The 26,018-nt window shown below is 66.5% G+C and carries 26 protein-coding genes; 10 read left to right on the top strand and 16 right to left on the bottom strand.

Annotated elements, in window-relative coordinates:
- Positions 1-17 precede the first annotated feature (17 nt).
- Positions 18-887, top strand: coding sequence for a winged helix-turn-helix transcriptional regulator (locus tag ACWEFV_RS28420; RefSeq protein ID WP_450072705.1), 870 nt, complete (start codon positions 18-20; stop codon positions 885-887).
- Here ACWEFV_RS28420 and ACWEFV_RS28415 read toward each other — a convergent pair.
- Positions 853-2,025: a Cmx/CmrA family chloramphenicol efflux MFS transporter gene (locus ACWEFV_RS28415; protein ID WP_450072626.1), complete on the bottom strand. Its 1,173-nt coding sequence runs from the start codon at positions 2,023-2,025 to the stop codon at positions 853-855. The genes ACWEFV_RS28420 and ACWEFV_RS28415 overlap by 35 nt on opposite strands.
- Positions 2,026-2,549: 524 nt before the next feature.
- On the opposite strand from ACWEFV_RS28415, the gene ACWEFV_RS28410 reads away from it, so the two are divergent.
- On the top strand, positions 2,550-2,996 hold the full coding sequence (locus ACWEFV_RS28410; RefSeq protein WP_450072625.1) for an Hsp20/alpha crystallin family protein: 447 nt from the start codon (positions 2,550-2,552) through the stop codon (positions 2,994-2,996).
- On the opposite strand, the gene ACWEFV_RS28405 is transcribed toward ACWEFV_RS28410, so the two are convergent.
- Together ACWEFV_RS28405 and ACWEFV_RS28400 are read right to left on the bottom strand one after the other, a co-directional pair.
- On the bottom strand, positions 2,993-3,598 hold the full coding sequence (locus ACWEFV_RS28405; RefSeq protein WP_450072624.1) for a GNAT family N-acetyltransferase: 606 nt from the start codon (positions 3,596-3,598) through the stop codon (positions 2,993-2,995). The genes ACWEFV_RS28410 and ACWEFV_RS28405 overlap by 4 nt on opposite strands.
- A 3-nt stretch (positions 3,599-3,601) precedes the next feature.
- Entirely contained in the window at positions 3,602-4,045 is a 444-nt protein-coding gene (locus ACWEFV_RS28400) for a hypothetical protein (RefSeq protein WP_450072623.1), read from the bottom strand.
- Between the two features lie 19 nt (positions 4,046-4,064).
- Between ACWEFV_RS28400 and ACWEFV_RS28395 the strand changes: the two genes are divergently transcribed.
- Both ACWEFV_RS28395 and vph read left to right on the top strand, forming a co-directional pair.
- On the top strand, positions 4,065-4,508 hold the full coding sequence (locus tag ACWEFV_RS28395; protein ID WP_450072622.1) for a cupin domain-containing protein: 444 nt from the start codon (positions 4,065-4,067) through the stop codon (positions 4,506-4,508).
- Positions 4,505-5,368 carry a viomycin phosphotransferase gene (gene vph / locus ACWEFV_RS28390; RefSeq protein ID WP_450072621.1) on the top strand — a complete coding sequence of 288 codons (864 nt, stop codon included), beginning with the start codon at positions 4,505-4,507 and terminating at the stop codon, positions 5,366-5,368. Before ACWEFV_RS28395 ends, vph begins: the two co-directional genes overlap by 4 nt.
- Before the next feature lie 38 nt (positions 5,369-5,406).
- On the opposite strand, the gene ACWEFV_RS28385 is transcribed toward vph, so the two are convergent.
- From ACWEFV_RS28385 to ACWEFV_RS28325, 13 genes are all read right to left on the bottom strand, one after another.
- A complete protein-coding gene (locus ACWEFV_RS28385; RefSeq protein ID WP_450072620.1) occupies positions 5,407-6,213 on the bottom strand; it encodes a VOC family protein in 807 nt (268 codons plus the stop codon).
- A 39-nt stretch (positions 6,214-6,252) separates the two neighbouring features.
- Complete coding sequence (locus ACWEFV_RS28380; RefSeq protein WP_450072619.1) at positions 6,253-6,810, bottom strand: hypothetical protein; 558 nt, start codon at positions 6,808-6,810, stop codon at positions 6,253-6,255.
- 18 nt (positions 6,811-6,828) lie between these two features.
- Positions 6,829-7,863: an acyl-CoA dehydrogenase family protein gene (locus tag ACWEFV_RS28375; protein WP_450072618.1), complete on the bottom strand. Its 1,035-nt coding sequence runs from the start codon at positions 7,861-7,863 to the stop codon at positions 6,829-6,831.
- On the bottom strand, positions 7,863-9,026 hold the full coding sequence (locus ACWEFV_RS28370; RefSeq protein ID WP_450072617.1) for an acyl-CoA dehydrogenase family protein: 1,164 nt from the start codon (positions 9,024-9,026) through the stop codon (positions 7,863-7,865). The genes ACWEFV_RS28375 and ACWEFV_RS28370 overlap by 1 nt, the downstream gene beginning before the upstream one ends.
- Complete coding sequence (locus ACWEFV_RS28365; protein WP_450072704.1) at positions 9,023-9,943, bottom strand: acyl-CoA dehydrogenase family protein; 921 nt, start codon at positions 9,941-9,943, stop codon at positions 9,023-9,025. Before ACWEFV_RS28365 ends, ACWEFV_RS28370 begins: the two co-directional genes overlap by 4 nt.
- A gap of 5 nt (positions 9,944-9,948) precedes the next feature.
- Entirely contained in the window at positions 9,949-11,103 is a 1,155-nt protein-coding gene (locus ACWEFV_RS28360) for an acyl-CoA dehydrogenase family protein (RefSeq protein ID WP_450072616.1), read from the bottom strand.
- A 33-nt stretch (positions 11,104-11,136) separates the two neighbouring features.
- A complete protein-coding gene (locus tag ACWEFV_RS28355) occupies positions 11,137-12,288 on the bottom strand; it encodes a CaiB/BaiF CoA transferase family protein (RefSeq protein ID WP_450072615.1) in 1,152 nt (383 codons plus the stop codon).
- Positions 12,285-13,205: an SDR family NAD(P)-dependent oxidoreductase gene (locus tag ACWEFV_RS28350; RefSeq protein ID WP_450072614.1), complete on the bottom strand. Its 921-nt coding sequence runs from the start codon at positions 13,203-13,205 to the stop codon at positions 12,285-12,287. Before ACWEFV_RS28350 ends, ACWEFV_RS28355 begins: the two co-directional genes overlap by 4 nt.
- Positions 13,202-14,044, bottom strand: coding sequence for a TauD/TfdA dioxygenase family protein (locus ACWEFV_RS28345; RefSeq protein WP_450072613.1), 843 nt, complete (start codon positions 14,042-14,044; stop codon positions 13,202-13,204). Before ACWEFV_RS28345 ends, ACWEFV_RS28350 begins: the two co-directional genes overlap by 4 nt.
- Positions 14,041-15,888: a flavin-containing monooxygenase gene (locus ACWEFV_RS28340; protein WP_450072612.1), complete on the bottom strand. Its 1,848-nt coding sequence runs from the start codon at positions 15,886-15,888 to the stop codon at positions 14,041-14,043. Before ACWEFV_RS28340 ends, ACWEFV_RS28345 begins: the two co-directional genes overlap by 4 nt.
- Positions 15,885-17,057, bottom strand: a complete 1,173-nt coding sequence (locus tag ACWEFV_RS28335; RefSeq protein WP_450072611.1) for an LLM class flavin-dependent oxidoreductase — start codon at positions 17,055-17,057, stop codon at positions 15,885-15,887. The genes ACWEFV_RS28340 and ACWEFV_RS28335 overlap by 4 nt, the downstream gene beginning before the upstream one ends.
- Positions 17,058-17,122: 65 nt before the next feature.
- Complete coding sequence (locus tag ACWEFV_RS28330; protein WP_450072703.1) at positions 17,123-18,454, bottom strand: aromatic ring-hydroxylating oxygenase subunit alpha; 1,332 nt, start codon at positions 18,452-18,454, stop codon at positions 17,123-17,125.
- 29 nt (positions 18,455-18,483) lie between these two features.
- Entirely contained in the window at positions 18,484-19,341 is an 858-nt protein-coding gene (locus ACWEFV_RS28325) for an SDR family NAD(P)-dependent oxidoreductase (RefSeq protein ID WP_450072610.1), read from the bottom strand.
- A 162-nt stretch (positions 19,342-19,503) separates the two neighbouring features.
- On the opposite strand from ACWEFV_RS28325, the gene ACWEFV_RS28320 reads away from it, so the two are divergent.
- The 6 genes from ACWEFV_RS28320 (at position 19,504) to ACWEFV_RS28295 (ending at position 26,017) form a co-directional block, all read left to right on the top strand.
- On the top strand, positions 19,504-21,117 hold the full coding sequence (locus ACWEFV_RS28320) for an SMP-30/gluconolactonase/LRE family protein (RefSeq protein ID WP_450072609.1): 1,614 nt from the start codon (positions 19,504-19,506) through the stop codon (positions 21,115-21,117).
- A 5-nt stretch (positions 21,118-21,122) separates the two neighbouring features.
- A complete protein-coding gene (locus ACWEFV_RS28315) occupies positions 21,123-21,860 on the top strand; it encodes a GntR family transcriptional regulator (RefSeq protein ID WP_135458163.1) in 738 nt (245 codons plus the stop codon).
- A gap of 18 nt (positions 21,861-21,878) precedes the next feature.
- The gene (locus ACWEFV_RS28310; protein ID WP_450072702.1) at positions 21,879-23,432 is read left to right on the top strand and encodes an AMP-binding protein; all 1,554 of its coding nucleotides are present in this window, start codon (positions 21,879-21,881) and stop codon (positions 23,430-23,432) included.
- Between the two features lies 1 nt (position 23,433).
- On the top strand, positions 23,434-24,219 hold the full coding sequence (locus ACWEFV_RS28305) for an SDR family NAD(P)-dependent oxidoreductase (protein WP_450072608.1): 786 nt from the start codon (positions 23,434-23,436) through the stop codon (positions 24,217-24,219).
- Positions 24,216-25,697, top strand: a complete 1,482-nt coding sequence (locus ACWEFV_RS28300) for an acyl-CoA synthetase (RefSeq protein WP_450072607.1) — start codon at positions 24,216-24,218, stop codon at positions 25,695-25,697. Before ACWEFV_RS28305 ends, ACWEFV_RS28300 begins: the two co-directional genes overlap by 4 nt.
- A gap of 77 nt (positions 25,698-25,774) precedes the next feature.
- The gene (locus ACWEFV_RS28295; protein WP_135458169.1) at positions 25,775-26,017 is read left to right on the top strand and encodes a hypothetical protein; all 243 of its coding nucleotides are present in this window, start codon (positions 25,775-25,777) and stop codon (positions 26,015-26,017) included.
- Position 26,018 lies beyond the last annotated feature (1 nt).

Here is a 26,018-nt window from a genome sequence, read left to right as displayed (position 1 = left end):
CCAACGCCGTCGGCCAGATGCTGGGCCTGGTCGGCGACGAGTGGACGCTGCTGGTGATGCAGCAGGCCCTGTTGGGTGCCACCCGCTACGGACAGTTCCAAACCCGGCTCCCCATCTCCAACTCGGTACTGACCCGCCGCCTGGGTTCCCTGACTGAAGACGGTCTGCTGCAACGTCACCGGTATCAGGAGCGGCCGCCACGTGACGAATACCTGATCACCGAGCGCGGTCGGGCACTGTGGCCGGTGCTCGTGTCGATCTGGGAATGGGAACGCCACTGGGTGTCCGAACATCGTGAGCCACTACCTCGGATGCGGCACTTGGCCTGCGGTGCCGATTTCACGCCGGTGCTCAGTTGCGGCGCGTGCGGGATTCCAACGGCTGCCGGCGAGGTGACCGCCGAGTGGGGGCCGAGCGGGGGCTGGTCGCGGTCGCTGCCGGAGGTGACGACCCGCCGCCGATCCGTTGACGATCGGCGTGACTCTCCCTCCGGCCTGTTCCCGCAGACCATGAGCGTGCTCGGCAACCGCTGGGCGTTCGCGATCCTGGTCGCTGCCTTCACCGGCACCACCAGGTTCTCCGCCTTCCAACGGATACTGTCCGCCCCGCCCGCATCGATCGCCGACCGCTTGCAGACCTTCCGGGCCAACGGCATTCTCACCACCGCCGACGAGGACCCGCAGTACCGGCTGACGCCGAAGGGCGCCGCATTCCTGCCTGTGCTGGTGACGGCGCTGGCCTGGGCGCAGCGGTCATTCCCCGGCGTCGAAGGCCCCGCGGTGATCCTCACGCACACCGACCGCGGGCACGGTTTCTCCTCGGTGCTGAGGTGCGATCACTGCGGCGATCGGCTCACCGGGGCAGCGGTGTCCGCCGTCGAATCGTGATGGCCAGCACCGTCAGTAGGGCAATCCCGGTGAGCGCGACAGCGACCCACACCGGCCCGAGATTTCCGGCCGGGCCGACGAGCGCCGCGGCGGCCAGCGCCGGTCCGCAGGTGGCTCCGATGTTCAGCGCCGCCGTCGCGTACGAGCCGCCCATTGTCGGAGCCCCGGAGGCCGCGTAGAGCACCCGCGCGATGAGGGTGCTCCCCACCGCGAACGCCGAGATTCCTTGCACCAGGACCAGAATCAGCAGCACCACTGGATGAGCCGCCAAGGCGGCCAACGCAATCCAGCCGGCGAACAACAACGGGCCGCCCACCCCGATGACGAGGCGGGGACGATGATCAGAATACCGGCCGGCCACCGTCACACCGATGAACGACCCGAACCCGAAGAGCACCAGCACCACCGGCACCCACAGCTCCGGCAAGCCGGCGATGTCGGTGACGATGGGCGCCAAGAACGTGAAAGCGGCGAACGTGCCCGCATTGACCAGGGCGGCGAGGAGCAGGGCCGATGCCAGTCTCGGCGATTTGAGTTGAGCGAGCTCATCACGCAGCGGAGGGTCATCGCCCGCGGGGGCCGAATTCCCTTCAGAGCGAACGGGAATCCCGTGCAGGATGCCGAGTGCGGCGGGAAGGCACAGCAGTGCGATCGCCCAGAACGCTGACCGCCATCCCAACAGTGCACCCAGCACCGCGCCGCCGGGCACACCCGCGATGGTCGCCACTGTCGTCCCGCCGAGCAGTACCGACAACGCGCGCCCCTTCCGGTCCGCCGCTACCAGCGCGGCGGCCGTGCTGAGCGCGACCGCCAGGAATCCGGCGTTGGCGAGTGCGGCGACGACACGGGTGCCGAAGAGGACCGGGAAGTTCGGTGTCAGCGCGCCGACGAGGTGGCAGAGCGCAAAGACGATCACACAGCCGAGCAGGCTGGTCCGGGCCGGCCACCGGCGCGCGAGCACGGCCATGGCAGGCGCACCGATGACCATTCCGATTGCAAAGGCGGAGGTCAGTAGGCCGGCAGCGCCGACCGTGACACCGAGACTGGCAGCGATATCCGGGACGAGCCCGGCAAGCATGAATTCCGAGGTGCCCATGGCGAAAACCGCCAGGCCAAGAAGATATAGAGCGAGAGGCATCGAGTACTCCGAGGCAAGAGAACGAACAGGAGACGTCTCGTCACCACGGCCAGCACCCCGAGAAAGGAAGCTGAAGTGTCAGTGATTCAGGGGGCTGACGGCGTGACCGAAAGCCCCCAACTTGTGCGCTTCAGGACTCGACATGCCGCCACCCTACTAAAGGCCCGCACCCTGAACGCAACCGAATTCACCCGGCACAGGCTACCGCGACCTCCCGGGAAGAGATTGCTGATGGCTGGGTCAGTCTCCCCCGCCTATCGACAGAGACGCCGGCGTCATGCCCCCTGTCAGGGGCGCGCGGCATTCCCGCTCGAGTCTGCAGCGCTACGGAAGCGCCATGCCGCCTCAACCGCCGCTATGAAAACCTCCCACCGAATCCCACGTCTTTGACATGCAACAATCATCGAAAAATGGCCAGAAAATGTCTGGCACTCATCCTGGTCGAGTGCTAATATCGGCGGTGCACAGTGATTGGCTGCCTGCCAGGGTGGCGGGCTCTGAGACGTTACGGGAGGTGAGTTACTGTGCTTCGTTTTGATCCGTTCAGCGATCTTGATGTTTTGACCAGGAGTTTGCTGTCAGGTGATTCCGGGTCAACTCGCACACCGCGGTTCATGCCGATGGACCTCTGCAAGATCGGTGACCACTATGTTCTGACGGCCGACCTTCCGGGCATCGATCCGGGCTCGGTGGACGTCAACGTCGATAACGGCACCCTGACCATCTCGGCGCGTCGAACCGCACGCACCGAGGAGTCCGTCCAATGGCTGGCGAATGAGCGGTTCTTCGGCAGCTACCGACGCCAGTTGTCGCTCGGCGACGGGATCGATACGTCGGCCATCTCCGCCACGTACGAGAACGGTGTCCTCACCGTCACCATCCCGGTGGCCGAGCGCGCACGGCCTCGTAAGATCGAGGTCGCGCACGGCGCCGACCGCAAGTCGATCGAAACCACTGTCGACGCGGATTAGCCGGTCTCGCCACGGCGGTCCAGCCTGAACTTCAGGCTGGACCGCGCCGCGGGCCATTCGATATCCAGGATCGAATAGACGACGGTGTCACGACGGGAGCCGTCGGGCGCCAACTGGTGGCTGCGCAGCACACCGTCGAGCTTGGCACCGAGCCGTTCGATGGCCGCACGGCTGGCGAAATTGAAGAAGTGGGTGCGGAATTCCACTGCCACACAATTCAACTCGTCGAAGGCATGGCCGAGCATCAACAGCTTGGTCTCGGCGTTGACCCCGGTGCGCCGCGCTGCAGCGGTGTACCACGTGTGCCCGATCTCCAACCTTCGGTTCGGGCCGTCGACATGCAGGTAGCTGGAAGACCCCACCAGTTTGCCGTCGAGGTTGCGCACCACGAAGGTCACGCCGTGATCGGCAGCTCGCAGCTCGAACATGCGCTGCACCCACTCGGCGGCACCGCCGGGCCGCGGCGTCATCGTGTACCAGAGCGTCCCCAGCTCACCGTCCGCAGCGGCAGCGTCGATCTCCGGGATGTGCCGGGTCGTCAATGGCTCCAACGTCACCCATCGTTGCCCGGCCATCTCCAACGGCGTCACGAATTCACTCACGAGCTATCCCATTCTCTTCGCGCGAGCGCTCATCGGACCGAACGTCGACAACAGCGACCACACCGAACACAACCCGGCCAACACCGCCATGGCGCCCCCGACGTACAGGCCGTAGCCCGCCGCCACCGGCCCCTTCACGTTGAGCGTGTAGTACCACACCGTCACCGCTACCAGCGCCAGCGAAATCACCAGTCCCGCAGCCGAAGCCCACCGCTGCGACAGGCCACGCCCGGCCATCGCCCCGGCCACGATCAGGCCGGCCCCCAGCAAAACGATCAGCTGCCCGGCGCCGAAACCATGAGGCAGCACGATGCTGCCCACCGCCCCGCCGATCGCATTCGCACGGCCGCCGCCGTTGGCACTGGTGGTCAGCCACGGCAACCAGGCCACGACCACCAGAACCGCAGCACACAGTGCCACCAGCCAACCTGGACGAAGACGAACCATAGCGACGAGACTATCGGGTGTGACCGAACTACCCGACTGGGCCAGACAGCTCGATCTCGCCCCTCACCCCGAGGGGGGCTGGTACCGCGAGACCTGGCGCAGCGAACTGACGGTGAGCCAGGCCTCGCTGCCGACGGGCTACTCGGGGCCGCGCAGCGCCGGCACCGCGATCCTGTTCCTGTTGATGCCCGGCCAGCAGTCGGCCTGGCATACGGTCCGTAGCGCCGAGCTGTGGTTCCACCATCGAGGTAGTCCGCTCGTGCTGGAGATCGGTGAGGAAAGAGACACCGCGACAAGCCTTCTGCTGGGCCCGGACATCGCCGCCGGACAGCACCCGCAACTGCTGGTGCCGCCCGGCCACTGGCAACGCGCCAAGCCTCGTGATGCGGAGCCCGCCCTGGTCAGCTGTGTCGTGGTGCCCGGCTTCGACTTCGCCGACTTCGCGCTCGGCGCGACTGAATGAGCATCGTTGCCGCACACCGCACTCTGCTGAGCCATCTGCTACCCGACGACAAACCCGACGACCTTTCAGTACGTCACGGGCAATTCCACGTCGTGGTCATCGGATCAGATCGCGTCGTGTGTCTTCCTCGCACTCCGGCAGCAGCTGAGCGGTTGCCCGGGCGGGTGACCTCACTACGCGCACTCGCGGGCCTCAACCTCGGCTTCCGCACACCCGAGCCGCTCCTCCAGGGCGGTGCCCACGGCACTGATGAGACACCATTCCTACTGCTCACCCGGATCCCCGGGGAACCGCTGGAAAACGACGCACTCAACGATGACCGCGTGGTCGAAACGGTGGCGGCCCAGTACACCACGCTGCTGTCTGATCTGGCCCGAGCCGGCACCGACGAGACGGTACGAGCAGTGTTCCCTCAGGTCCCGGAAGACCGGTGGCACCAGTTCGCACGGAGCGTACGCGCGGAGCTATTCCAGCTCATGTCCGACAACGGGCGCCTACGCGCGGAGCGAGAACTCGCAGCACTCGACAACCTCCCCCATCTCACCCAAGCAGTGGTGCACGGCGACCTCGGAGCTGAGAACGTGTTGTGGGAGTGGCGCGACGGCCTGCCGCACCTCGCTGGGGTCCTCGACTGGGACGATGTCACCCTCAGCGACCCCGCCGAGGACCTCGCAGCGATCAGTGCCAGCTATAGCCCCGAATTCCTGGAGCGAGTACTCGCTCCAGGTAACTGGTCAAGCCACGCACTCCCTGCACGCATTGCCACGATCCGCGACACATTCGCTCTGCAGCAAGCCCTCTACGCAATCCGCGACGGCGACGAGGAAGAACTCGCTGATGGCCTAACCAACTACCGCTGAAGATCCGGGGTACGCCGCGCACCCCGGATCACACGCGATCAGCCCTGCAACGACGACAGATTGAACCCGGCACCGGTCGGATCGGCCACCGCGGCCAGCCGCCCGTAGGGGGTGTCCTCGGCCGCACGCACCACCGAGCCACCGTTGGCGACGACCAGCTCGATCGTCTTGTCCACGTCATCGGCACCGAAGAACGTGGTCCAGGCCGACGGCGCACCCTGGGGGATGAACGCTGAACCGTCCATCACGCCCACCAGTTCCTCGCCGTCGAATGATGCTGTGCTGTACCGAAATTCGTCGGTGTCCGAAACGGTCTGGGTGGTCCAGCCGAACACCGTCCGGTAGAAGTCCAACGCTTTGGCGTAGTCGCTGGTGGTCAGCTGGTGATACACCGGCGCGCCGGCCTCGTTGAACACTGCGAAGCCCTCGTGCCCGCCCGGCTGCCAGATCCCGAAGAACGCGTTGGCGGTGTCGGTCATCATCGCCATCCGGCCCTTGGCCGGGATGTCCATCACGCCGCCGCAGTTGCTCCCGCCGGCCGCGATAGTCGCCGCCACCGTGGCATCGGCATCGGCGGTGTGCAGGTAGGTGGTCCACGCATCCGGGGCGTTCCACTGCGGGTCATTGCGCATCAGACCGGCGACCACATTGCCGTCGACTGATGCGGTCACGTAGCCGCCGTACTCGGGGCCGCCGGTCTCATACGTCCAGCCGAAGACCGCACCGTAGAACTGCTGGGCGCGCTCGACGTCGGACGTGGTCAGGTCGATCCAGTTGGGGGCGCCCAGCGGCGCGCTCTGACGGGTAACCACGATATTTCTCCTTAGCGGTGAGTGGTCGGTCATTCGTATCGACCGGCGCCGTGACGGAAACTCATCGCCGATTCAGCAGCTGGTTGTCTGGTCCGGCCGCCCGGCGTCATCCAGCACGATGGTGATCGTCCCGCCGCGCGACAATTCGATGCGCACCGTCCGCGGACCCGTCCATTCGACTTCTTTGAGCCCGTCGCGTTTACCGTTGAAGCAGCCCAGATAGTTCTGCCGCGACAGCAGACCGTTGTTGGTGTACACCCGCACCGACGTTATCGGGTCGATCGTGAACCCGCCGCCACTGAACACGACCAGCTCCATGCCGCCGTCCGGTGACGGGAGCCGTTTCACCTCGCTCTCGTGTCCGCCGGCAAGCAACAGCGCAAACAACACGGTGCCGCCCCAGCCCAGGCCTGCCAGGACCACCAGAACGACGGCCGACCACTTGAGCACCCGATGGCGGATCAACAAACCGAGTGCCGCGGCCAGTGCCAGACTGCCCGCCACACCGAATATCACGGGATGAAACAGAAACGGACGCAACCGGTAATAGTCGGACAACCCGAACCCCGCCGCCACCAGGAGCCACAGGCAAACACCGATCGCGGCGGCAACGCCACCCATCCCCCGCACGCGGCTACTGTACGCAGCTCACCGGTAGCGCTGCGCGATCCTTCTGCGGTGTTCGGCGGGCGAGCCGAACAGCGAACGGTTGAGCGCGGCCCGCTTGAGATAGACGTGCACGCCGCTCTCCCAGGTGTAGCCGATGCCGCCGTGCAACTGCATGGCCTTGCCCGCCACCTCGACGGCCGCCTCGGTGGCGTTGGCCTTGGCCATGGACACCATGAGCGGTGCCGGCGCCATGATGGCCGCATTCACCAGCTGACGGGCGACCGAGATTCGCACGAGCATGTCGGCACAGGCGTGCTTGACGGCCTGGAACGAGCCGATAGGACGGCCGAACTGCTGGCGAACCCCGGTGTAGGACACCGTCGCGTCGAGCATGGCCTGCGCGACGCCCAGGCTGTCGCAGGCCACCGCGAGCGCGGCACGTTCGGTGAGCGCACCCAGCACCACTTCTGGGTCCCCGTCGAACCGCCACACCGCGTCCTCGTCGACCTCCACCCCCTCGGCCGTCACGGTGGCGAGCCTGCGGGTCTCGTCGAGCACGGGCTGCTCGGTGACCGTCAGCCCCGGTGCCTCCGCGGCCACGTCCACCAGCACCGGGACGCCGTCGGCGTCGCGGGCGGGCAGCAGCAGCCGCTGAGCTCCGGCCGCATCGGACACAAAGGCGGCCCGGCCGTGGACACGCCAGCCCAGCCTGGTGGTGGCCAATTCGAAAGGCGCCGGCTCGCCTGCCCCGGGCAGGGTCAGTGCGGCACGGGAGTTCCCGGCCACCACCGCCTGCAACAATGCGTCACGGCACTCGTTGGGTTGCAACGCGTTCAGCGCACCGATGGCCAGCACCGCACCGCCCAGGTAGCTGGTGGGTGCCGCAGCTCGACCGATCTCCTCGCAGATCACCGCCACTTCGGCGAATGTCGCGCCGGCACCGCCGACCTCCTCGGGGGCGTCCAGTCCGACCCACCCCGCCGAGACCAGCAGTGGCCAGTCAATGGTGTCCTTGGCCAGCAGATCAGCTGCTACCGAACGCAGTTCGTCGTGCAGCTCGGAAAACTCGCTCATCACACCGCACTCGGTTCTCGGGGCAGGCCCAGACCACGCTCACCGATGATGGTGCGCTGGATCTCGCTGGCTCCGCCAGGGATGGTCCATTCCCACGATCCGATGAAATCGCGCATCCAGGCACCCGACTCCCACCCGCTGGAGGCCGGTTTGGCCAGCACGGTGTGGGCGTTCAGGCCACCGATCTCGGCGCCGAATCCGGTCATCTGCTGCAACAACTCGCTGTAGTACAGCTTGACGATCGAGGCGTCGGCCGGGCCGGCCTGCCCTGCCTCGGTGCGTTCCACCAGATCCCGGCACAGCCCACGCAGGCCGGTCAGTTCGATCTCGAACTGCGCCAACCGATCCGCCACCACCGGATCCTCGCCCGGCGCGGCTTCGAGCAGCCAGTTGAAGCCCGCATTGCCCAGCCGTTCGGACAACTCCAGCATGGTCATGCCGCGCTCGGCGCCGAGCGTGGCCTGGGCCACTTGCCAACCTCTGTTCACCGGGCCGATCAGATTGGCCGCGGGGACTGTGACGTCGTTGAGGAAGATCTCGCAGAAATGCGAATCCCCCACGGCATTGCGGATGGGCCGCACGTCGATGCCGGGTGTGGCCATGTCCATCAGGAAGTAGGAGATGCCGTGCCGTTTCGGCGCTTCCGGATCGGTGCGGGCCAGCAGCAGACACCAGTCGGCGTGCAGAGCGCCACTGGCCCAGAGCTTCTGCCCGTTGACGATGAAGTTGTCACCGTCGGCGCGGGCAGTCGTGCGCAGCGCGGCCAGATCGGATCCGGCCTCCGGCTCAGAGAACCCCTGCACCCAGATCTCACCGTCGAGGATCGCGGGCAGGTGACGGCGCTGCTGTTCCTCGGTACCCGCGGCGAGCAGGGTGGAGGCGGCGTGATGGATGCCGACGAAGGCCAGCACCAGCCGGGGCGCATCGTGCGCGGCCAGTTCCTGATACAGCACGATCTGCTGGGCCACCGACATGCCGCCGCCCCATTCCGCGGGCCAATGCGGCACGGCGTATCCGGCAGTGTGCAACTGCGCGAACCAGGACTTCTGGAAGGAGACGAACTCGTCGTCGCCGACGCCGGTCTGGTTGGCGCGCCAGTCTTTCGGGACGTGCTGTGCACACCAGTCCCGCACGGTGGCCCGGAACTCGTCGAGGTCGCTCACGAGAACAACCCGGTGAGTCCACGCCGGCCGAGCCGGGCGGTCAGGGTGTCACGGGTCTTGGACACCCCGAATGGCAAGCGGCGCAACGGCTGGCTGTAGCGCGACAGCCAGGACAGCGTGGTCTCATCGCAGAAGCCGACGGCCCCGTGCAGCTGATGACACACCCGGAACACCACCTCGGCCGCCTCGATCGCGGCCAGGCGCAATGCCAGCGCATCGTTGATCGCCTCATCGGCTGGGTTTGTGACCACGCTCCACAACGCGTACTTGGCCAGGATGTCTACACCGCTGCGCTCCACCTCGGCATCGGTCAGCTGGAACTGCACGCCCTGGAACGACGACAGCGGCTGACCGAACTGCTTGCGCAGGCTGACGTGTGCGACCGTCAGATCGATGGCCCGGTCCAGCATGCCGAGCAAGGTCCACGACGGCAGCGCCAGGGCCAGCGCCACGTCAGCCAGGCCCGTGCTGTCCACAGTCGAGAGCTCGAGCGCGGTGGCGAACGACGGACCGGAGGCACCGGTGGCGGTCACGGTGCTGCGTGTGCCATCCAATGTGACTGCGGCCCAACGGTTGTCCAGCCCCTGCAGCGCGGCCTCGGGCGCAGCGGCGTCGATGACGACCAGCCCGTCGACGTCGAGATCCGCCGGGCGCGCCAATCGCTCGGCCACCGGATACGGCAGCGCCCAATATCCGGCACTGCGGCACACCGCAGCCGCGGCCTCCAGTGAGTCCGCATCGCTGCGTGGTTCGAGCTCGAACACACCAAGGCCTTCCAGCACAGGCATGACCAGCCCGGCCCGGGTGCCCGGCTTGGCGTCGGCCTGGGCCAGTAGCTGATCGCCACCGGCGGACTCGAACGCCTTCAGGGCCTCGCGGCCATACTCTTTGGCGTCATCGCTGAGATCCAGAATCATCGCCGTCACGCCTTTCCGGCCAGCATGGTCCGCGACAGCAGGATCCGCTGCATCTCGATGCTGCCCGAGGACACCGTGGAGGCCTGCGAGTACCGCCAGTGGTCCTCGACCTCGGCGCGAAAGTACTCGGCACGGTTGTCCTCGCCGCGCGGCAGGGCTGCGGCAATCTCCATGAGCACCTCGGCGCTCTCCTGATCCAGCCTGGTCACCGCGATCCGATAAGCCGCGGAGTCACCGGGATTCACCCGCCCGGTGGCCTGCATCGACACGACCCGGTAGGCCATCAGCCGGGCCCGGCGGCAGTGCGAGAGCATCCGCGTCCACCGGCCCCGCAGTTCGGCGGGCAGCTGTTCCCACTTGTCTCCGAGCACCTCTGGCGCGGCCTGCAGCAGTCGCTCGCAGCGCGCGTAACGGGCGATGCCGACGCGCTCGAAGGACACCACGTCCTGCACGATCGACCAGCCCTGGTCCACGGTGCCGAGCACATCGGCCTCGGTCACCTTGAGGTCATCGAAGAACACCTCGTTGAGGTGATGCGGGCCCATCATGGTGCGGATCGGGCGCACCTGGATTCCCGGGGAATCCATCGGCACCAGGAAGATAGTCATGCCCTGCTGTTTCTTCTCGCCCTTTGAGGTGCGCGCCAGCAGGAAGATCCACTGCGCCATGGTGGCGTAGGAAGTCCAGATCTTCTGACCGTTGACCCGCCAGCCGTCGTCCTCCCGGCGGGCGAACGTGCGCAGCGAGGCCAGGTCGGACCCGGCCTCAGGTTCGGAAAAGCCCTGGCACCAGATCACTTCACCATTGGCGATCGGCGGCAGGTGCTTACGCTGCTGTTCCTCGGTGCCGTGCCGCATGATGATCGGCCCGACCCAGTTGACGCCCATGTACTGGGCACCGCGCGGCTCGTGGTGCGCCCACATCTCCTCACGCACGACGGTCTGCTCCCAGACCGAGGCGTCGCCGCCGCCGAACTCCTTCGGCCACGACATGCACAGCAGATGCTGCTGTGCCAGCGTCCGGCAGAACTGCTGCGCCACCGCCAGATCGGCGGGGTCATCGGTGAACGCGCCGAGAAAATCGGCGGGCACCTGGTCGGCGATCAGCGCGCGCAACTCACCCCGCAGTGTGTCGGCCGCCTCGCCAAAATCGAAATCCACTCCTGGCCTTCCTGTTCCTGCTGTGTCCGCCCGTTATCCGGCGATGTCGCGTGGGCCGAGCTCGGCAAGCACCGAGGCGGTATCGGCGCCCAGTTCCGGTGCGTACCCGGCGACGTGGCCCGGGGTCCGGGAGAACCAGGTGGGCACACCAGGCATCCGGACCGGGCCGTGCGGGGTGTCGATGGTCTCGAACAGTCCGACGGCGTTGAGGTGCTCGTTCTCGAACAGCGCGTCCGGGGTGAGCATGGGGGCCGCGGGAATCTCCAACTCCGCGAACAGATCCAGCCACTCCGCGGTGGTGCGTTCCTTGAGGGTCTGGGCCACGAGCCCGTATACCGTGTCGATCTGCCTGGCCCGCTGCTCGAGGGACGCGAACTGTTCGGTGTTCCAAGCGGGTTGCACCCGGTCGATGAAGGCGTTCCAGTGCTTGTCGTTGTAGATCAGCGCCGCGATGTGACCGTCCTTGGTCTCGTACGGCTTGCGGTTGGGGGTGACCGCTCGCGGGTACACCGCAGGCCCCAGCGGGGGGTCGAACATGGCGCCGTTGGCATGTTCGACCAGCATGAAGGAGGCCATGGTCTCGAACATGCTGACCTCGACCTCCTGCCCCTCGCCGGTGCGCTCCCGGTGGAACAGGGCCATGGTCGTGGCGTACAGCGCGGTCAGCCCCGCCACCTTGTCGGCGATGATGGTGCCCACGTAGGAGGCCTCACCGGTCAATTGCTGTTGCACCGCGGGCAATCCGCATTCGGCCTGGATGGTGTCGTCGTACGCGGGCCGGTCGGCGTCTGGGCCGCGCCGGCCATACCCATAGCAATTGGTGTAGACGATGCCCGGGTTGATCGCCGCCACCTCGTCGTAGCCGAAGCCGAGCTTGGTGATGGCCTTGGCCCGCATCGAGTGGATGAACACGTCGGCGTCGGCAATCAGGGCGCGCAGGTCGGCCTTGCCCTGCTCCGATCGCAGATCCAGCACCACGCTGCGCTTGCCGCGGTTGACGTTGATGAACACGCCGCTCATGCCGGGAGCCGGGCCCACCGAGATGTAGCGGGTGTTGTCGCCCGCCGGTGTCTCGACCTTGATGACGTCGGCACCCATGTCGGCCATGATCTGCGTGCAGTACGGCCCCATCACCATGGCGGTGAGGTCGATGACCCGAACGCCCTGCAGTGGACCGGATGTCATGAGCTGACCCCTTCTGCTGATCGTCCGAAGCTGTACCGGATGTGATCGGCGTGGCCGTCGGGAACCACCGGGAAGATCACCGGGTCGCTCGCATCGCGGATGCGGTCCATCTGCTCACCGACTTCCTCGACAGTCCACGACGGCTGGTACACGCCTGGCGATTCGGCGACGACGGCGCGGGCGATCCGCCCGGCGATCGCGACCAAGAATTCGCCGGTGACCGAACAGGATTCATGTGACAGCCAACCCACGGCCGGTGACACCAGGTCCGCGCCCATCGGCGGATACGCCGAAGTGTCCAGGCCTTCGGCCATCCGAGTCACCGCGCCCGGCACGATCGCGTTGCACAACACGCCGTCGGCGGCGCCCTCCAGCGCCACCACATTGCACAGCCCGAGGATCCCGGCCTTGGCCGCCGCGTAGTTGGCCACCTCATGGTTCCCGTACAACCCGCCGATCGACGAGGTCAGCACCACGCGGCCGTATCCGGCTTCGCTCATGAGTGGAAATGCCGGGCGCACAACGTGAAATGCGCCGCGCAGATGCACGTCGAGCACGGCTTCAAAATCGTCGTAGCTCATCTCCTTGAGCGATGCGCGCCGGACGGTGCCCGCGTTGTGAATCAGGATGTCGACGCGACCGAAGCGCTCGACGGCCGCATCGATGATGGCCTGGCCGCCTTCGGGTGTTGCCACCGAATCGGTGACCGCGACGGCTTGCCCGCCGGCTGAGACGATTTCGTCGACGACGTCCTGCGCCGGCCCCGAGTCGGGGCCATCCCCGGTGAGAGCGCCACCGGGATCGTTGACGACGACCTTCGCGCCCCTCGACGCGAGCAGCAGGGCGTACTCGCGGCCCAGTCCCCGGCCGGCGCCGGTAATGACTGCGACGCGCTCGTCGAATCTGAGGGTGCTCAAGCGAAGGGCTCCTCGCCCTCGAGCTTGGTGCGCTGCAACAGCCGCCCCGACGTCGGGTCATACGGCGTGGCCCGGTGCATGGTCCCGGTGTTGTCCCAGATCACCAGGTCGCCGACAGTCCACTTGTGCCGGTAGGTGAAGTCCGGCTGGGTGGCCCAATCCCGCAGCCGTACCAGCAGTTCGGCGCTCGCGCGGAAGTCGATCGGGCCGTCCGCGTCCACGATGTGGCGCGCGGTGGCACCGAGAACCAGTGATTTACGGCCGGACCGGTGGGTCCACACCAACGGCAGTTCACGGTCACCGATCGCCATCATGCGGCGTAGGGCCTTCGCGCTGGGCTCCGGGTCGTAGTAGAACAGCGTGTTCCACGCCGAGTGCATCGCCCGCAGACCCTCGATCTCGGCCTTGTCCTCGTCGGACAGGTCGTCGTACGCGGCGTAGGTGTTGCAGAACTCGGTGTCGCCTTCCTCCGGGTTGCCCAGCGCCACGCTCTGCAGCAGCGAGGCCAGGATCGGCACCTCGTTCATCGTTCCGTCGATGTGCCAGTACAGCGACCCCTTGAGATAGTCGGCCTGCTTGTTCACCTCGGTGTCGAGGGAGACCTTGTAGAGCTTCTCGCCGTGGTGCTCCGGGGCGAACGTGCCGAGGGTCTCGGTGAACGCGATCTGCTCGTCGTCGGTGAACCCGATCTGCGGGAACACCAGCACCCCGCGCTGCTCAAGCAGTTCACGGATCCGCCCGGAGTGTTCACCCGAGAGCAGCGTGGCCTTGTCGGCCCGGATCTCGGTTCCGATGCGCGGCTTGATATCCCGGGTCTGCAGGGCAGTTGTCGTCGTCATGTGGTGAGCTCTAATCCATCCAGGTCGCCATTCGCCCGCCACTGCGCGATCAGATCGTCGAAGGCATAGAACCCTGGCGAGTAGAAATCTCCGAGGAACGCGCCGTTGCGCTCTGCGCCACCGCGTCCCTCGTTGTTGTAATACCCGGGCGTGCACGACAGTTCGAAAGCCGAGTTGTCGATCGAGAGTTCGCGCACCGTCGAGACCCAGGAGTCCTGGCCCTCCTGGGTGGGTTCGACCGTGGTGGCACCCCGGTTCTGGGCCTCGGCGATGATGTAGGCGATGTGCTTGGCCTGCTGTTCGAACATCGCAGTGGTATTGGCCGAGACGCCGCCCTGGATGAAGCCCATGAAGAACTGATTGGGGAATCCGCGGCTGGTCATCCCGTGCAGGGTCTTGTAGTCGTTCTGCCAGTAGTCGAACAACGACAATCCGTCGCGGCCCACGATGCGCTCGATCGCGAACCGGCGGCTGATCTCGGTGGAGATCTCGAAGCCGCTCGCAAAGATCACGCAGTCGACCTCGTACTCGACACCGTCGGCAACGATCCCCTTCTCGGTCAGCCTTTCCACACCCTTGGATGCCGACACGTCGACGAGTTTCACGTTGGGACGGTTGAAGGTAGCCAGATACTGCTCGCTTGAAGTCGGCCGCTTGCACATGAATCGGTAGTACGGCTTCAGCGCCTCGGCGGTCGCGGGGTCCTCGACGATGTCGGCCACCAGACGCCGCAGCCGCTCCATGATCTTGAAGTCTTCTTCTTCACGGAACGCCATGATCTGCTCGATGGTCACCGATGCCGGGTCACCGCTGGCCGCGATCCGCGCCGTCAGATTGCGCCCGAGCTCGGTCCAGAAGTCACAGACCAAATCCGGCTCGCCGAACACCACCCCGACGAACGGCGACCAGTTGTGGAAGTTCCGCTTGCGCTCTTCCTGCCATCCCGGCTGCAAGGTCGCGGCCCAGGCCGGATCGGTGGCTGGATTGGAACGCTGGTCGACCGACGACGGGGTGCGCTGGAAGACAAAGAGCTGCTTGGCGTCACGGCCCAGATGCGGCACGAGCTGGATACCCGTCGCGCCGGTGCCCACGAGGGCGACCCGTTTGTCGGCCAACTTGTGCAGGCCGCCGTCGGCGTCCCCGCCGGTGTAGTCGTAATCCCAGCGCGCCGAGTGGAACACGTGGCCACCAAAGTCCTTGATGCCCGGGATGCCCGGCAGCTTCGGACGGTTGTAGGAACCTTGGGCCATGACGACGAAGCGGGCCCGGATGTCGTCGCCCCGGTCGGTGCTGATCCGCCAGCGCTGAGTGTCATCCTCCCAACGCAGTTCGCGCACCTGGGTGGAGAACAGCGCACCGTCGTAGAGGCCGAAGTGTTTACCGATGTTGCGGCAGTGCTGGAAGATCTCGGCGCCGTCGGCGAACTTCTTCGACGGCATGAAGTCGAGCTCTTCGAGCAACGGGATGTAGCAGTAGGCGTCGTTGTCGCACTGGATTCCCGGGAAACGATTCCAGTACCACACCCCACCGAAGTCACCGGCCATCTCGATGACGCGGATCCCCTCGACACCGGCTTTCTTCAAATACGCTCCGGCCAGCAGGCCGGCGAAGCCACCTCCGAGGATGACGACGTCCGCGTCTTCGACGATCGGGTCTCGCTCGGTCACCGTCGTGTACGGGTCGACCTCGTAGAACCCCGCGAAATCACCTTCCAGTTCCAGGTACTGGTCGGCACCCTCGGGCCGCAACCGCTTGGCCCGCTCGGCGGCGTAACGCTCCCGGATTGCGTCGATGTCGAAATCGGCGGGAGTGTCGGTGGGGCCACAGGTGTTCGGCTGGCTCATACGTTGGCCTTCTCCGGAAGCGCGGCGGCGTGCAGCGGGGCGGGCATGTCGTGCACCGCGGGAAGAACCTCGGCGGCGAACAGCTTGACCGATTCCATGGCCTTCTCGTAGGGCATGGTGCCGAACTGAGGAACGATGGTGACCTCGGAGAACGAGCAGGCCTCCTGCGCGGCCTTGAGCTTGGTGAACACCGTCTCGGGGGTGCCGATCAGCAGGTTGGACGCGTGGTATCCGGGCGGGCCGCCCTTCTTCTGGTTGCCGACCTCGGATGCCAGCACGGCCGTCGCACTGGCCTCCCGCGCGGCGTACGCCTCGTACCCCTTGACACCCTGGAAGTTGGATGCGTCGGCAAAACCGTAGTGCACGTTGACATCCCGGTTGGCGGTCCAGATCCATTCCTCGGTCTGGGGAACCTCATCCTCGGAGCCCACGCAGTACATGAACATCACGTTCTTGGGCTGACAGGGACCCAGGCCCTCCTCGGCGCGGAAGGTGTTGACCTTGCGCACCTCTTCACCGGCATCGGTGATCGGCTTGTTGCCCACGAACAGCGGCACCATGCCGCGCCGGGACAGGATCTCCAGCGACTCAGCCGTCGAGGACGAGCTGTAGATGCGGTCGAACAGGTCGGTGCTGATGGGCTCCGGGCGCAGCGACATCTCGGGGAACGAGAAGATCTTGCCCTCGTAGGAGAACCGCTCACCGGAGAAGGCCAGCTTGAGGATGTCGAGCGTCTCGTTGAAGCGGTCGCGGCTCTCCTCCCGCGGAACGCCCACCGCGGCGAACTCGCCCTTGGACACCCCGCGGCCCAGGCCGATCGTGGTGTAGCGACCGTTGGAGACGATGTCGAGGTAGGCGATCTGGGTGGCCAGCCGGATCGGGTTCCACCACGGCACCACCGCCACGAAGGTACCCAGGCTGACCCGCTCGGTGCGTCCGGCGAAATAGGTGAGGGCCTGAATCGGGTTGGGCGTCATGCCATATGGCGTGCCGTGGTGCTCCGGGAACCAGATCCCGTCGAAGCCGAGCGGCTCGGCGAGATCGCCGAGGGCGAGCGCGGCCTGCACACACTTGTAGTCCGGGGTGGCCGGCGGGGTGCTGAAGTCACCGGCGAGCACGCGCTCCCAGTCGTGGGAGTTCTGCGCTCCCGTACCCAGATTGACCTTCATGTTCGCTCCTTAGTGGGCGATTTATGGAGTGTTGGCCGTGTCCGCGACGGCTGAGACTCCACAAATCACTGGATGTCGGTGGGCTCTCCGGTGCCCATGTACTTGGAAAGTTGGTAGTGCAGGTTGACGGTGCTGCGTTCGCGGTACGGATTCGGCTTGGTGCCCGGGAACCCGGCCGACTTCATGCCCTGCTGCACCGCGGCCATGTTGGAGAAGTCCTGCGGCAGCACCGAGCGCCAGTTCGGGCTGTCGGACGGGGTGTATTCCCATTCGGTCTGCGGCTCTTCGCCTTTGGGATAGAGCTCGAACACGCTCACCTCGAAGATGCACTTGTCCGGGTCGTAGCTCGGATCGGGCCGGGCGCTGTAGCACAGCGCGCTGGTCAGGCCCTGGCCGATCTGGAAGTTCGGGAAGATCTGCCAGGCGGTGCCGCTCTGCCCGAGGATGTCGGGCGGGATCGTCGGCCAGACCACGCCGCGGGCCTCGTCGTCGCGGCGGGCCGAGGACAGCCAGTGCTCGAGCACCTTGTCGGCGGGCGTGCCCTCGGGCAGCTCGTCGACGAGCCGCTTGGCCGCGTTGACCAGTGTCTGCGTGGTCGTCGCGTTGGTCTCTTCCATGGTGTAGACCTGCATCTCGGCCGTGGAGATGCGCGGATCACCGGTGCCGAGCCGGATCTTGGACTTGGTCTCCTCCATGTCCTTCGGTGCGTCATAACCGATGTTGGAATGCCTGCCCTGCGCCTTGGCCCAGCCCTTGAACTCACCGAACTGGTTGAACTCGGGGTGCGTGGTGAACACGTGGTAGGTCTCGTTGAAGGCCTCCATCGCGACTTTCCAGTTGCAGTCGAACTTCAGCCATTTGCGCCACTTGTAGCGCATGTTCTCCAGACCGAACGGGTCGAGGATCTTGGCGGCCGGAAACAGGAAGTCCGCCAACGGTTCACAGTCGGGGTCCATGTTGATGAACAGCCAGCCACCCCAGGTGTCGACCCGGACTCCGGACAGGTGGGTGTTCTCCGGTGTCAGTGCGCCCTGCCAATCGTCCTGCTCCCGGATGTGGGTGCAGGTCCCCTTGAGGTCATAGGTCCAGCCGTGGAACCCGCACATGAACGACTTGCGGGTGCGCGCGCAGGCATTCTTGGCGCCGGCCGGGGTGTCGACGAGCCGCCGCCCGCGGTGCATGCACACGTTGTGATGGGCGGCGAAGGATCCCGCCGACGAGCCGGGCGCGGTGCGTACCACCAGGACCGAATCGTCGAGGATGTCGTAGGTGAGGTAGCTGCCCACCTCCGGCAGATCCTCGATCCGGCCGACCTGCTGCCACACCTTGCGCCACAGCCGATCCCGTTCATTGCGTGCGTATTCCGGTGAGATGTAGGCATCGACCGCGATGGTCATCGGGTCGGACAGTTCTTCTGGTTCGGTCACTAATGCCTCCTTATGGCCGCGCGGAAGTCGTCGTCCTTGAGGAACAGCGAGGTGTTGTCGGCGCCGAGATGGGTCCAGCGCAGGTTGAGCCCGCCGTCGACCAGGATGGTCTGGCCGGTGATGTAGCTCGACAGATCCGAGAGCAGGAACAGGATGGCCCCCGCCTGCTCCTCGGGGGTACCGCGCCGGCCCATCGCGATCGCCCGCTGGTCACGGTCGGGGTCGGCATCGACATAGGTTGCCGAGGCGGCGGTTTCGGTCACCCCGGGAGCAACGGCATTGACCCGGATACCTTCGGCGGCAAGCTCTGCGGCCATCGTGCGGGTGGCCGCCACGATCGCGGCCTTCGCCGTGCCGTAGGCGACGTGATAGGGCGCGGTGTTCATCCCGCTGATCGAGGACACCGACACGATCGAGCCTCCGGTCCCCTGGCCGCGGATCTCTTCGGCCACGGCCTGACTCATGAAGAACATGGTTTCCAGGTTCGCGGTGAACAATTCGCGCCAGTCGGCCCGTGACACCCGGGTGGCGGGCATCCAGGTGGACGGCGCCGCGCCGCCGGCGACATTCACCAGCCCGTACAGCGTCCCCCGCCCGTCAGATTGAACGCGACGCACCGCATTCAGCACCGTCGCGATGCCCTCATCGGTGGAGGCGTCGGCGGCCACCGCCACCACGTTCAGTCCCTTGTCGGCCAGCGGTGCGACGTGCGTGTCGAGGTTGTCCCGCGATCGGCTCACCGCCACCACCGTGGCCCCGGCTTCGGCCGCCATCCGCGTGACGGTGGTGCCGATGCCGCCACCACCGGCGCCCGACACCACCACAACCCGGCCGTCCAAGCTCAGGGAACTGTCCATTCGCAACCCTTGCCGACTCGATTGTCTTAATTGTCCGGACAACAAATGACGATCTTCATATTGGAGAACACTATTCCGCAGCAGTTATTCAACCGTCAAGGGTGGATCTGAGGTTTCGATGGCTATTGTCTGGACTACGGCAAGTTGCTAACGTCCGAGGTCATGAGCGCCCTATCGGCAAATCCCGGCATCGCCAACGCGAGGTACACCGCAAACCCGTCCGTGGACGAGAATTGGACGCTGGAGCAGGTCACGGGCCCCAGCCGACTTTTCGGCGCGAACGGCCTGCGCACCGGCCCGGACGGCCGTATCTACGTCGCCCAGGTCACCGGCAGCCAGATCAGCGCGCTCGACCTGGGAACCGACCGGCTGGAAACCGTCAGTGCCAAGGGCGGCGACATCATCGCCCCTGACGACGTGGCGTTCGACTCGAGCGGCAACCTCTACGCCACCGAGGTAATGGACGGCCGGGTCAGCGTGCGCGCAGCCGACGGCACCACCCGCGTGCTGCGCGACGACATCCCCTCGGCCAACGGCATCACCGTCCATCAGGGTCGGCTGTTCGTCGGAGAATGCCGCGAGGGCGGCCGGCTGATGGAGTTCGACCTATCCGGCGGCGCCCCGCGCATCCTGCTGGAGAACGTGCCCTCGCCCAATGCCATGGAGGTGGGCCCCGACGGGCTGCTGTATTTCCCGGTGATGGGCGCGAACGAGATCTGGCGTATCGATCCTGACGGGGGCTACCCCCAGGTGGTGGCCGGCGGGCTCGGAGTACCGGACTCGGTCAAGTTCGACGCCGACGGCTTGATCGTCTCCACCCAGGTGGCCAGCGGCCAGGTGCTGCGCATCGACCCGCGCAACGGCGAGCAGACGCTGCTCGCCCAGCTGAACCCCGGCCTGGACAACTGCACCTTTGTCGACGGCCGGCTGTTCGTCTCGAACTTCACCGGCGAGATCACCGAGATCCTGTCGGGCGGCGGCACCGAGGCCCTGCTGCCGGGCGGGCTCAACTGGCCGCTGGATCTGACCGTCGGCTCCGACGGCGATCTCTACGTCGCCGACGGCACCTACTTCTACCGGGTGGGCCCCGACGGTGGCCTGCAGACCGTCGCAATGCTGTTTTCCCCCGGCTATCCGGGCTTCCTCCGCGGGGTGATCGCCTCGGGGCCAGGAGAATTCATCGTCACTACCGCTGCGGATACGGTGGCTCGGTTCCGCCCGGGCGGCGCCGAAGATGAGGTGAGCCAGGTACTCGCCAGCGGTATCGACCAGCCCTACGGCGTGGCACAGGCGCCCGATGGCTCGGTGGTCGTCGTCGAACAGGGTGCGGGACGGCTGCTTTCGGTGCACGACGACTCGGTGAGCGTGCTGGCTTCCGGCCTGGACACCCCGGTCGGGGTGGTGATCGGACCCGACGGTGCACCGCTGGTGTCGGTGGCCGGTGCCGTTCTCCGGGTGAGCGGTGGGAGTGCCGCGCCGCTCGTCGACGGATTGCACACGCCGCACGGCATTCTCGTGCGCGACGGCGTGCTCTACATCGTCGACTCGGGCAGCAAAGAACTGATCGGCTACGACCTGAACGATGCGGGCCGCACCACGATCGCCACCGGGCTGCCGGTCGGCCCGCCGCCCGGAGTGACCCCCAAGCCGCTCAAGGGCATGCCCCCCTTCTCCGGCCCGCAGGGCCCGTTCGCCGGGATCACCGCCGGAGGCGATGGAACCCTGTACATCTCGGCCGACGGCGACGGCAGCGTGCTGGCGCTGCGCAGGGGCTGACACCCATGACCGTCACTCCCGCCGACCACCGTTATCTCCAAGTCGCACGCACCCTACGCAAGGAGATCGTCGACGGGGTGTACCCCGTCGGCTCACAATTGCCCACCGAACACGAACTGTGCGAGCGCTTCGAAGTCAGCCGCTACACGGTGCGCGAGGCGCTGCGGCGTCTGCGCGACGACAACCTCGTCACGTCGCGGCCGCGGGCCGGCACCACGGTGGCCCAGCGGGCCGCGACCAATACCTATGCCCAGGACGTGGTCTCGATCAACGACCTGCTGGCCTTCGCCACCGGCGCCCAGTTCACCATCGAGTCCAACGCCATGGTCACGATCGACGGCGAGTTGGCCGAACGCACCGGACTCCCGCTCGGCGAGCAATGGCTGGCGGTCCGCGGCTACCGGCAAGCCGATGGCGATCCGGCACCGGTGTGCCGCACCGAGTACTTCATCAACCGCAGCTTCGCCGCCGTCGGGCGGCTGTTGCAGCGACATTCCGGTCCGATCTTCCCGCTGATCGAGGATCTGTTCGGGGTCAGCATCGTCCAAGTGCACCAGGAGATCTCAGCGATCGTCACGTCGCCGGAGCTCGCCGCGGGCCTCAAGGTCGCCGCAGGCACCGCGGCCCTGCAGATGCAACGCACCTACACCACCTCCGACGGGGAGATCGCCCAGGTCACCGTCAACACCCACCCGTCGGACCGGTTCCGCCACTCCATGACGATGCGCCGGGTCAAGGGCTGAGGCACCGTGCGGAATCTGGTGCGACGGGACGAGGCGCGTGCGGCGGACGCCTACGCCCGAGGGTTGTGGGTGTCCACCACGTTGGCCGACGCCCTCGCCGACGCGGCGCGTGACACCCCCGACCGGGTACTGGTGGTCGACGGTGACATCACCCTGACGGCCCGCGAATTGCACGACCGGGCACGGGCACTGGCACTGCAGCTCACCGATTGGATGCCGGTGGGCAGCGTGGTGTCCTTCATGCTGCCCAACTGGCACGAGGCCGCGACCATCTACCTGGGCGCCACACTCGCCGGCATGACGGTCAACCCGATCCTGCCCTCACTGCGCGACCGGGAACTGTGCTTCATCCTCGACGATGCGCACAGTCGCGCAATCTTCATCCCCGCCCAGTTCGGTAACCACGACTACGCCGCGATGCTCACCCGGGTGTGCGGTCAGATGGACACACCTCCGCAAGTGGTGGTGCTGCGCGGGGATCCGGGCCCGCACCGCGCATTCGACACCCTGCCCGCCGCGCCCGACCGGGACCTGCCCAGGCTCGACCCGGACGACGTCCGGATGATCATGTACACCTCAGGCACCACCGGGCGACCCAAAGGCGTGCTGCACAGCCACAACTCGATCAACGCACTGATCCTGCAGCTGCGCGAGCACTGGATGATCGATCCCGGGGACACCTTCCTGGTGCCGTCCCCCATCGCCCACATCGGTGGCTCCATCTACGCCTTCGAATGCCCCTTGTTACTGGGCAGCACCGCCGTGCTGATGCAGCGCTGGAACGCCGAGGACGGCGTGGCCCTGCTGACCGAACGCAAGTGCACCCACATGGCCGGGGCCACACCGTTTCTGGAGCAGCTCCTGGGGGCCGCCGAACGATCCGGCACCCGGCTGCCCGATCTCGAGGTGTTCATCTGCGGTGGCGCATCGGTGCCGCCCTCGCTCATCCGGCGGGCCTCGGACTACTTCGAGCGGGCCGCGGTCAGCCGGGTGTACGGCTCCACCGAGGTTCCGGTCACCACTGTCGGCTCATTGATCCCCGGGGGCACCGAGCACGCCGCGGAGACCGACGGCCGTCCCGGCATCGCCGAGATCCGGCTGGTTTCCGGCGAGATCCGGGCCCGAGGCCCGCAGATGCTGCTCGGGTACCTGCACCCAGAGGACGAGATCGAGTCCTTTGACGAGGACGGCTTCTTCCGCACCGGGGACCTCGGGCGATGGGTCGACGGCGACTACCTTCAAGTGACCGGTCGGACCAAGGACCTCATCATCCGCAACGGCGAGAACATCTCCCCCAAGGAAGTCGAGGACCTTCTGATCGGTCACCTCGGCATCATCGAGGTGGCCGTGGTCGGCCTGCCCGACGACCGCACCGGGGAACGTGCCTGCGCGGTACTGGTGACCGCCGACGGTCCGCGCCCCGACGTGACCGACCTGGGCCGGGTCCTGGCCGAGCATGGTCTGGCCCGGTTCAAAACACCCGAGCAGGTGGAGATCTGGGATGCTCTGCCGAAGAACGACGCGGGCAAAGTACTGAAGCATCAGATCCGAGCACGGTTGAAGGGCGAATAGAATGCAGGTCGCGATCGTCACCGGAGCCAGCAGCGGCATCGGATTCGGCTGTGCCACCACGCTTGCCGACGCGGGCATGGCCGTGCTCGGAACCGGCCGAGACCAGGACCGGCTCGCCGAACTCGAACGAGCGGTGGGTGACCCGGACCGGATCGCGACCCTGGCCGTCGACCTCACCGAGGATGACGCACCACAGCGCATCGTCGAGGCGGCGTTGTCCCGCTGGGGCCGCATCGACTTCCTGATCAACAACGCCGGCATCGGCAGCCCCAAACCCCTGCACGAGACCGATGACGAAACCTTGGACCGCTTCCTGGGGATCATGTTGCGGGCGCCCTTTCGGTTGGCGCGAGATGTGCTGCCCCACATGGGACCTGGCTCGGCCATCATCAACGTGACCTCTACCTTCGCCATCGTCGGTGGGCTGCGCGGCGGAGCGTACTCGGCCGCCAAGGGCGGATTGACCGCACTGACCACCCACATCGCGTGCCAATACGGCGCGCAGGGCATCCGGTGCAACGCGGTGGCCCCCGGCGTCACCGTCACCCCGATGGTCGAGCGACGTCTCGACGATCCGGGCTTCCGCAAGATGCAGACCGAGATGACCCCGCACACCCGGCTGGGCCGGGTCGAGGACATCGCCGCCACCGTGGCGTTCCTGTGCTCCGACGGCGGCAGCTTCATCAACGGGCAGACCATCGTCGTCGACGGCGGCTGGAGCTCGACGAAGTATCTCTCCGATTTCGCGCTGCGCGCCAAATGGATTGAGGATGGGTCTCAGTCATGAACGTTTTCGCGGTGCTCGATCAGGCCGCCGCCCGGTTCGGTGACCGGGGCGCGGTCTTTCTGGGCGAACGTCAACTGCTCACCTGGGCACAGTTGCGCGACCGCGTGCTGCGGCTGGCCACCTCGCTGAAGTCTCTCGGCGACCTCGGCACCCGCGTCGCCGTCGCCAGCGAGAACCGGCCCGAGATCGTCGAGCTGATGTTCGCCATCTGGGCGGCCGAGTGCGTGTTCGTGCCGATCAACTACAAGCTGCATCCCCGCGAGATGGCCGACATCCTGGCCGATTCCGGTGCGGCGCAGGTGTTCGCGTCGGCCAAGATCGCCGACGGCCTGGCCACGGTAACCGACGTACCCGTCGAGACCATTGGCACCGACAGCTACTCGGCCCGGTTCGGCGCTGAGCCGGCAGACCCGCCGACCACTGCCCCGAGCTCCCTTGCCTGGCTGTTCTACACCAGTGGTACCACCGGAAAGTCCAAGGGCGCCATGCTGTCCCACCGCAACCTGATGGCGATGACGGTGGCGCACCTGGCCGATTTCGACGACCCGGACGATAACTGCAGCCTGATCCACGGCGCCCCGATGTCGCACGGCTCCGGCCTGTACATCCCGCCCTACGTGCTGCGCGGCGCCCGCCAGGTGGTGCCCGAATCCGCGGCGTTCGAACCCGACGAGTTTCTGGATCTGTGCGGCCACCACCCCGGCAGTAGCGCCTTTCTGGCACCGACCATGGTGCAGCGCCTGATCCAGACCGGCCGGCCCCGGCCCGAGAACCTGAAAACCGTGGTGTACGGGGGCGGACCGATGTACGTCGACAGCCTCAAGAAATCGCTGGCGGCCTACGGCCCGATCTTCGTGCAGCTCTACGGGCAGGGCGAAGCGCCGATGACGATCACCGGGCTGCGCCGTCGCGACCACATTGATGCCGACGATGCGACGCTGGGCTCGGTGGGGTATCCGCGTTCCGGCGTCGAGGTCGCCGTGCTCACCGCAGACGGCACCCCAGCTGCGGTCGACGAGATCGGCGAGATCGTCTGCCGCGGGGACGTCGTCATGTCGGGTTACTGGAACAACCCGGTCGCCACCGCCGCCACGCTCAAGGACGGCTGGTTGCACACCGGCGACATGGGTTCCTTCGATGCGCGCGGCTACCTCACCCTGCGCGATCGCTCCAAGGACGTGGTGATCAGCGGGGGCAGCAACATCTATCCCCGCGAGGTGGAAGAAGCACTGCTGGAACACCCCTGCGTGGTCGAGGCCGGCGTGGTGGGGGCACCAGATGCGGACTGGGGTGAGGTGGTGGTGGCGTTCGTGGTCGCCGCCGGAACCGGCGAGATCGACGCGGCAGCGCTCGACGCTCACCTGCTGGAACGCATCGCCCGGTTCAAACGGCCCAAGCGCTACGAGTTCATCGACGCGCTGCCCAAGAACAGCTACGGCAAGGTGCTCAAGCGGGAACTCCGGGACCAGTTGAAGTAGCCATGGACGGGTGGGTTGCGACAGGCATACCCTGAGGTGATCTGGATCACTTACGCCGGACCCGAGGAGGCGGGACGATGACCGCCACAACGACGCATTTCCCCAGCCAGAAGGCACCCTGTGGACGAACCACACAGGGCGACCACCACATCGAGAATGACGACGACGGCCTGAGCTTCGACGACTTCACGTTCGCCTGCGGCTGCCGCGATATTCGGCACACCTACCACGACGGCTGCGTCAGCATCCGCACCATCAGGCACGACGGCAAAGTCCTGAGAGACGAGCGCTGCGGCGAACATGAGGCTTTCGAAGTCTGAG

The sequence above is a fragment of the Mycobacterium sp. NPDC004974 genome (assembly GCF_053600815.1).
This window is presented reverse-complemented; position numbering and strand designations above follow the sequence as displayed.

Bases quoted from the DNA above. Each gene is read 5' to 3' on its own strand.
- ACWEFV_RS28335 (WP_450072611.1), bottom strand. From the start codon at position 17,057: ATGAAGGTCAATCTGGGTACGGGAGCGCAGAACTCCCACGACTGGGAG.
- ACWEFV_RS28340 (WP_450072612.1), bottom strand. From the start codon at position 15,888: ATGAGCCAGCCGAACACCTGTGGCCCCACCGACACTCCCGCCGATTTC.
- ACWEFV_RS28365 (WP_450072704.1), bottom strand. From the start codon at position 9,943: ATGATTCTGGATCTCAGCGATGACGCCAAAGAGTATGGCCGCGAGGCC.
- ACWEFV_RS28295 (WP_135458169.1), top strand. From the start codon at position 25,775: ATGACCGCCACAACGACGCATTTCCCCAGCCAGAAGGCACCCTGTGGA.
- ACWEFV_RS28375 (WP_450072618.1), bottom strand. From the start codon at position 7,863: ATGAGCGAGTTTTCCGAGCTGCACGACGAACTGCGTTCGGTAGCAGCT.
- ACWEFV_RS28400 (WP_450072623.1), bottom strand. From the start codon at position 4,045: ATGGTTCGTCTTCGTCCAGGTTGGCTGGTGGCACTGTGTGCTGCGGTT.
- vph (WP_450072621.1), top strand. From the start codon at position 4,505: ATGAGCATCGTTGCCGCACACCGCACTCTGCTGAGCCATCTGCTACCC.
- ACWEFV_RS28300 (WP_450072607.1), top strand. From the start codon at position 24,216: ATGAACGTTTTCGCGGTGCTCGATCAGGCCGCCGCCCGGTTCGGTGAC.
- ACWEFV_RS28325 (WP_450072610.1), bottom strand. From the start codon at position 19,341: ATGGACAGTTCCCTGAGCTTGGACGGCCGGGTTGTGGTGGTGTCGGGC.
- ACWEFV_RS28420 (WP_450072705.1), top strand. From the start codon at position 18: ATGCTGGGCCTGGTCGGCGACGAGTGGACGCTGCTGGTGATGCAGCAG.
- ACWEFV_RS28305 (WP_450072608.1), top strand. From the start codon at position 23,434: ATGCAGGTCGCGATCGTCACCGGAGCCAGCAGCGGCATCGGATTCGGC.
- ACWEFV_RS28315 (WP_135458163.1), top strand. From the start codon at position 21,123: ATGACCGTCACTCCCGCCGACCACCGTTATCTCCAAGTCGCACGCACC.
- ACWEFV_RS28415 (WP_450072626.1), bottom strand. From the start codon at position 2,025: ATGCCTCTCGCTCTATATCTTCTTGGCCTGGCGGTTTTCGCCATGGGC.
- ACWEFV_RS28345 (WP_450072613.1), bottom strand. From the start codon at position 14,044: ATGACGACGACAACTGCCCTGCAGACCCGGGATATCAAGCCGCGCATC.
- ACWEFV_RS28330 (WP_450072703.1), bottom strand. From the start codon at position 18,454: ATGACCATCGCGGTCGATGCCTACATCTCACCGGAATACGCACGCAAT.
- ACWEFV_RS28320 (WP_450072609.1), top strand. From the start codon at position 19,504: ATGAGCGCCCTATCGGCAAATCCCGGCATCGCCAACGCGAGGTACACC.
- ACWEFV_RS28385 (WP_450072620.1), bottom strand. From the start codon at position 6,213: ATGACCGACCACTCACCGCTAAGGAGAAATATCGTGGTTACCCGTCAG.
- ACWEFV_RS28355 (WP_450072615.1), bottom strand. From the start codon at position 12,288: ATGACATCCGGTCCACTGCAGGGCGTTCGGGTCATCGACCTCACCGCC.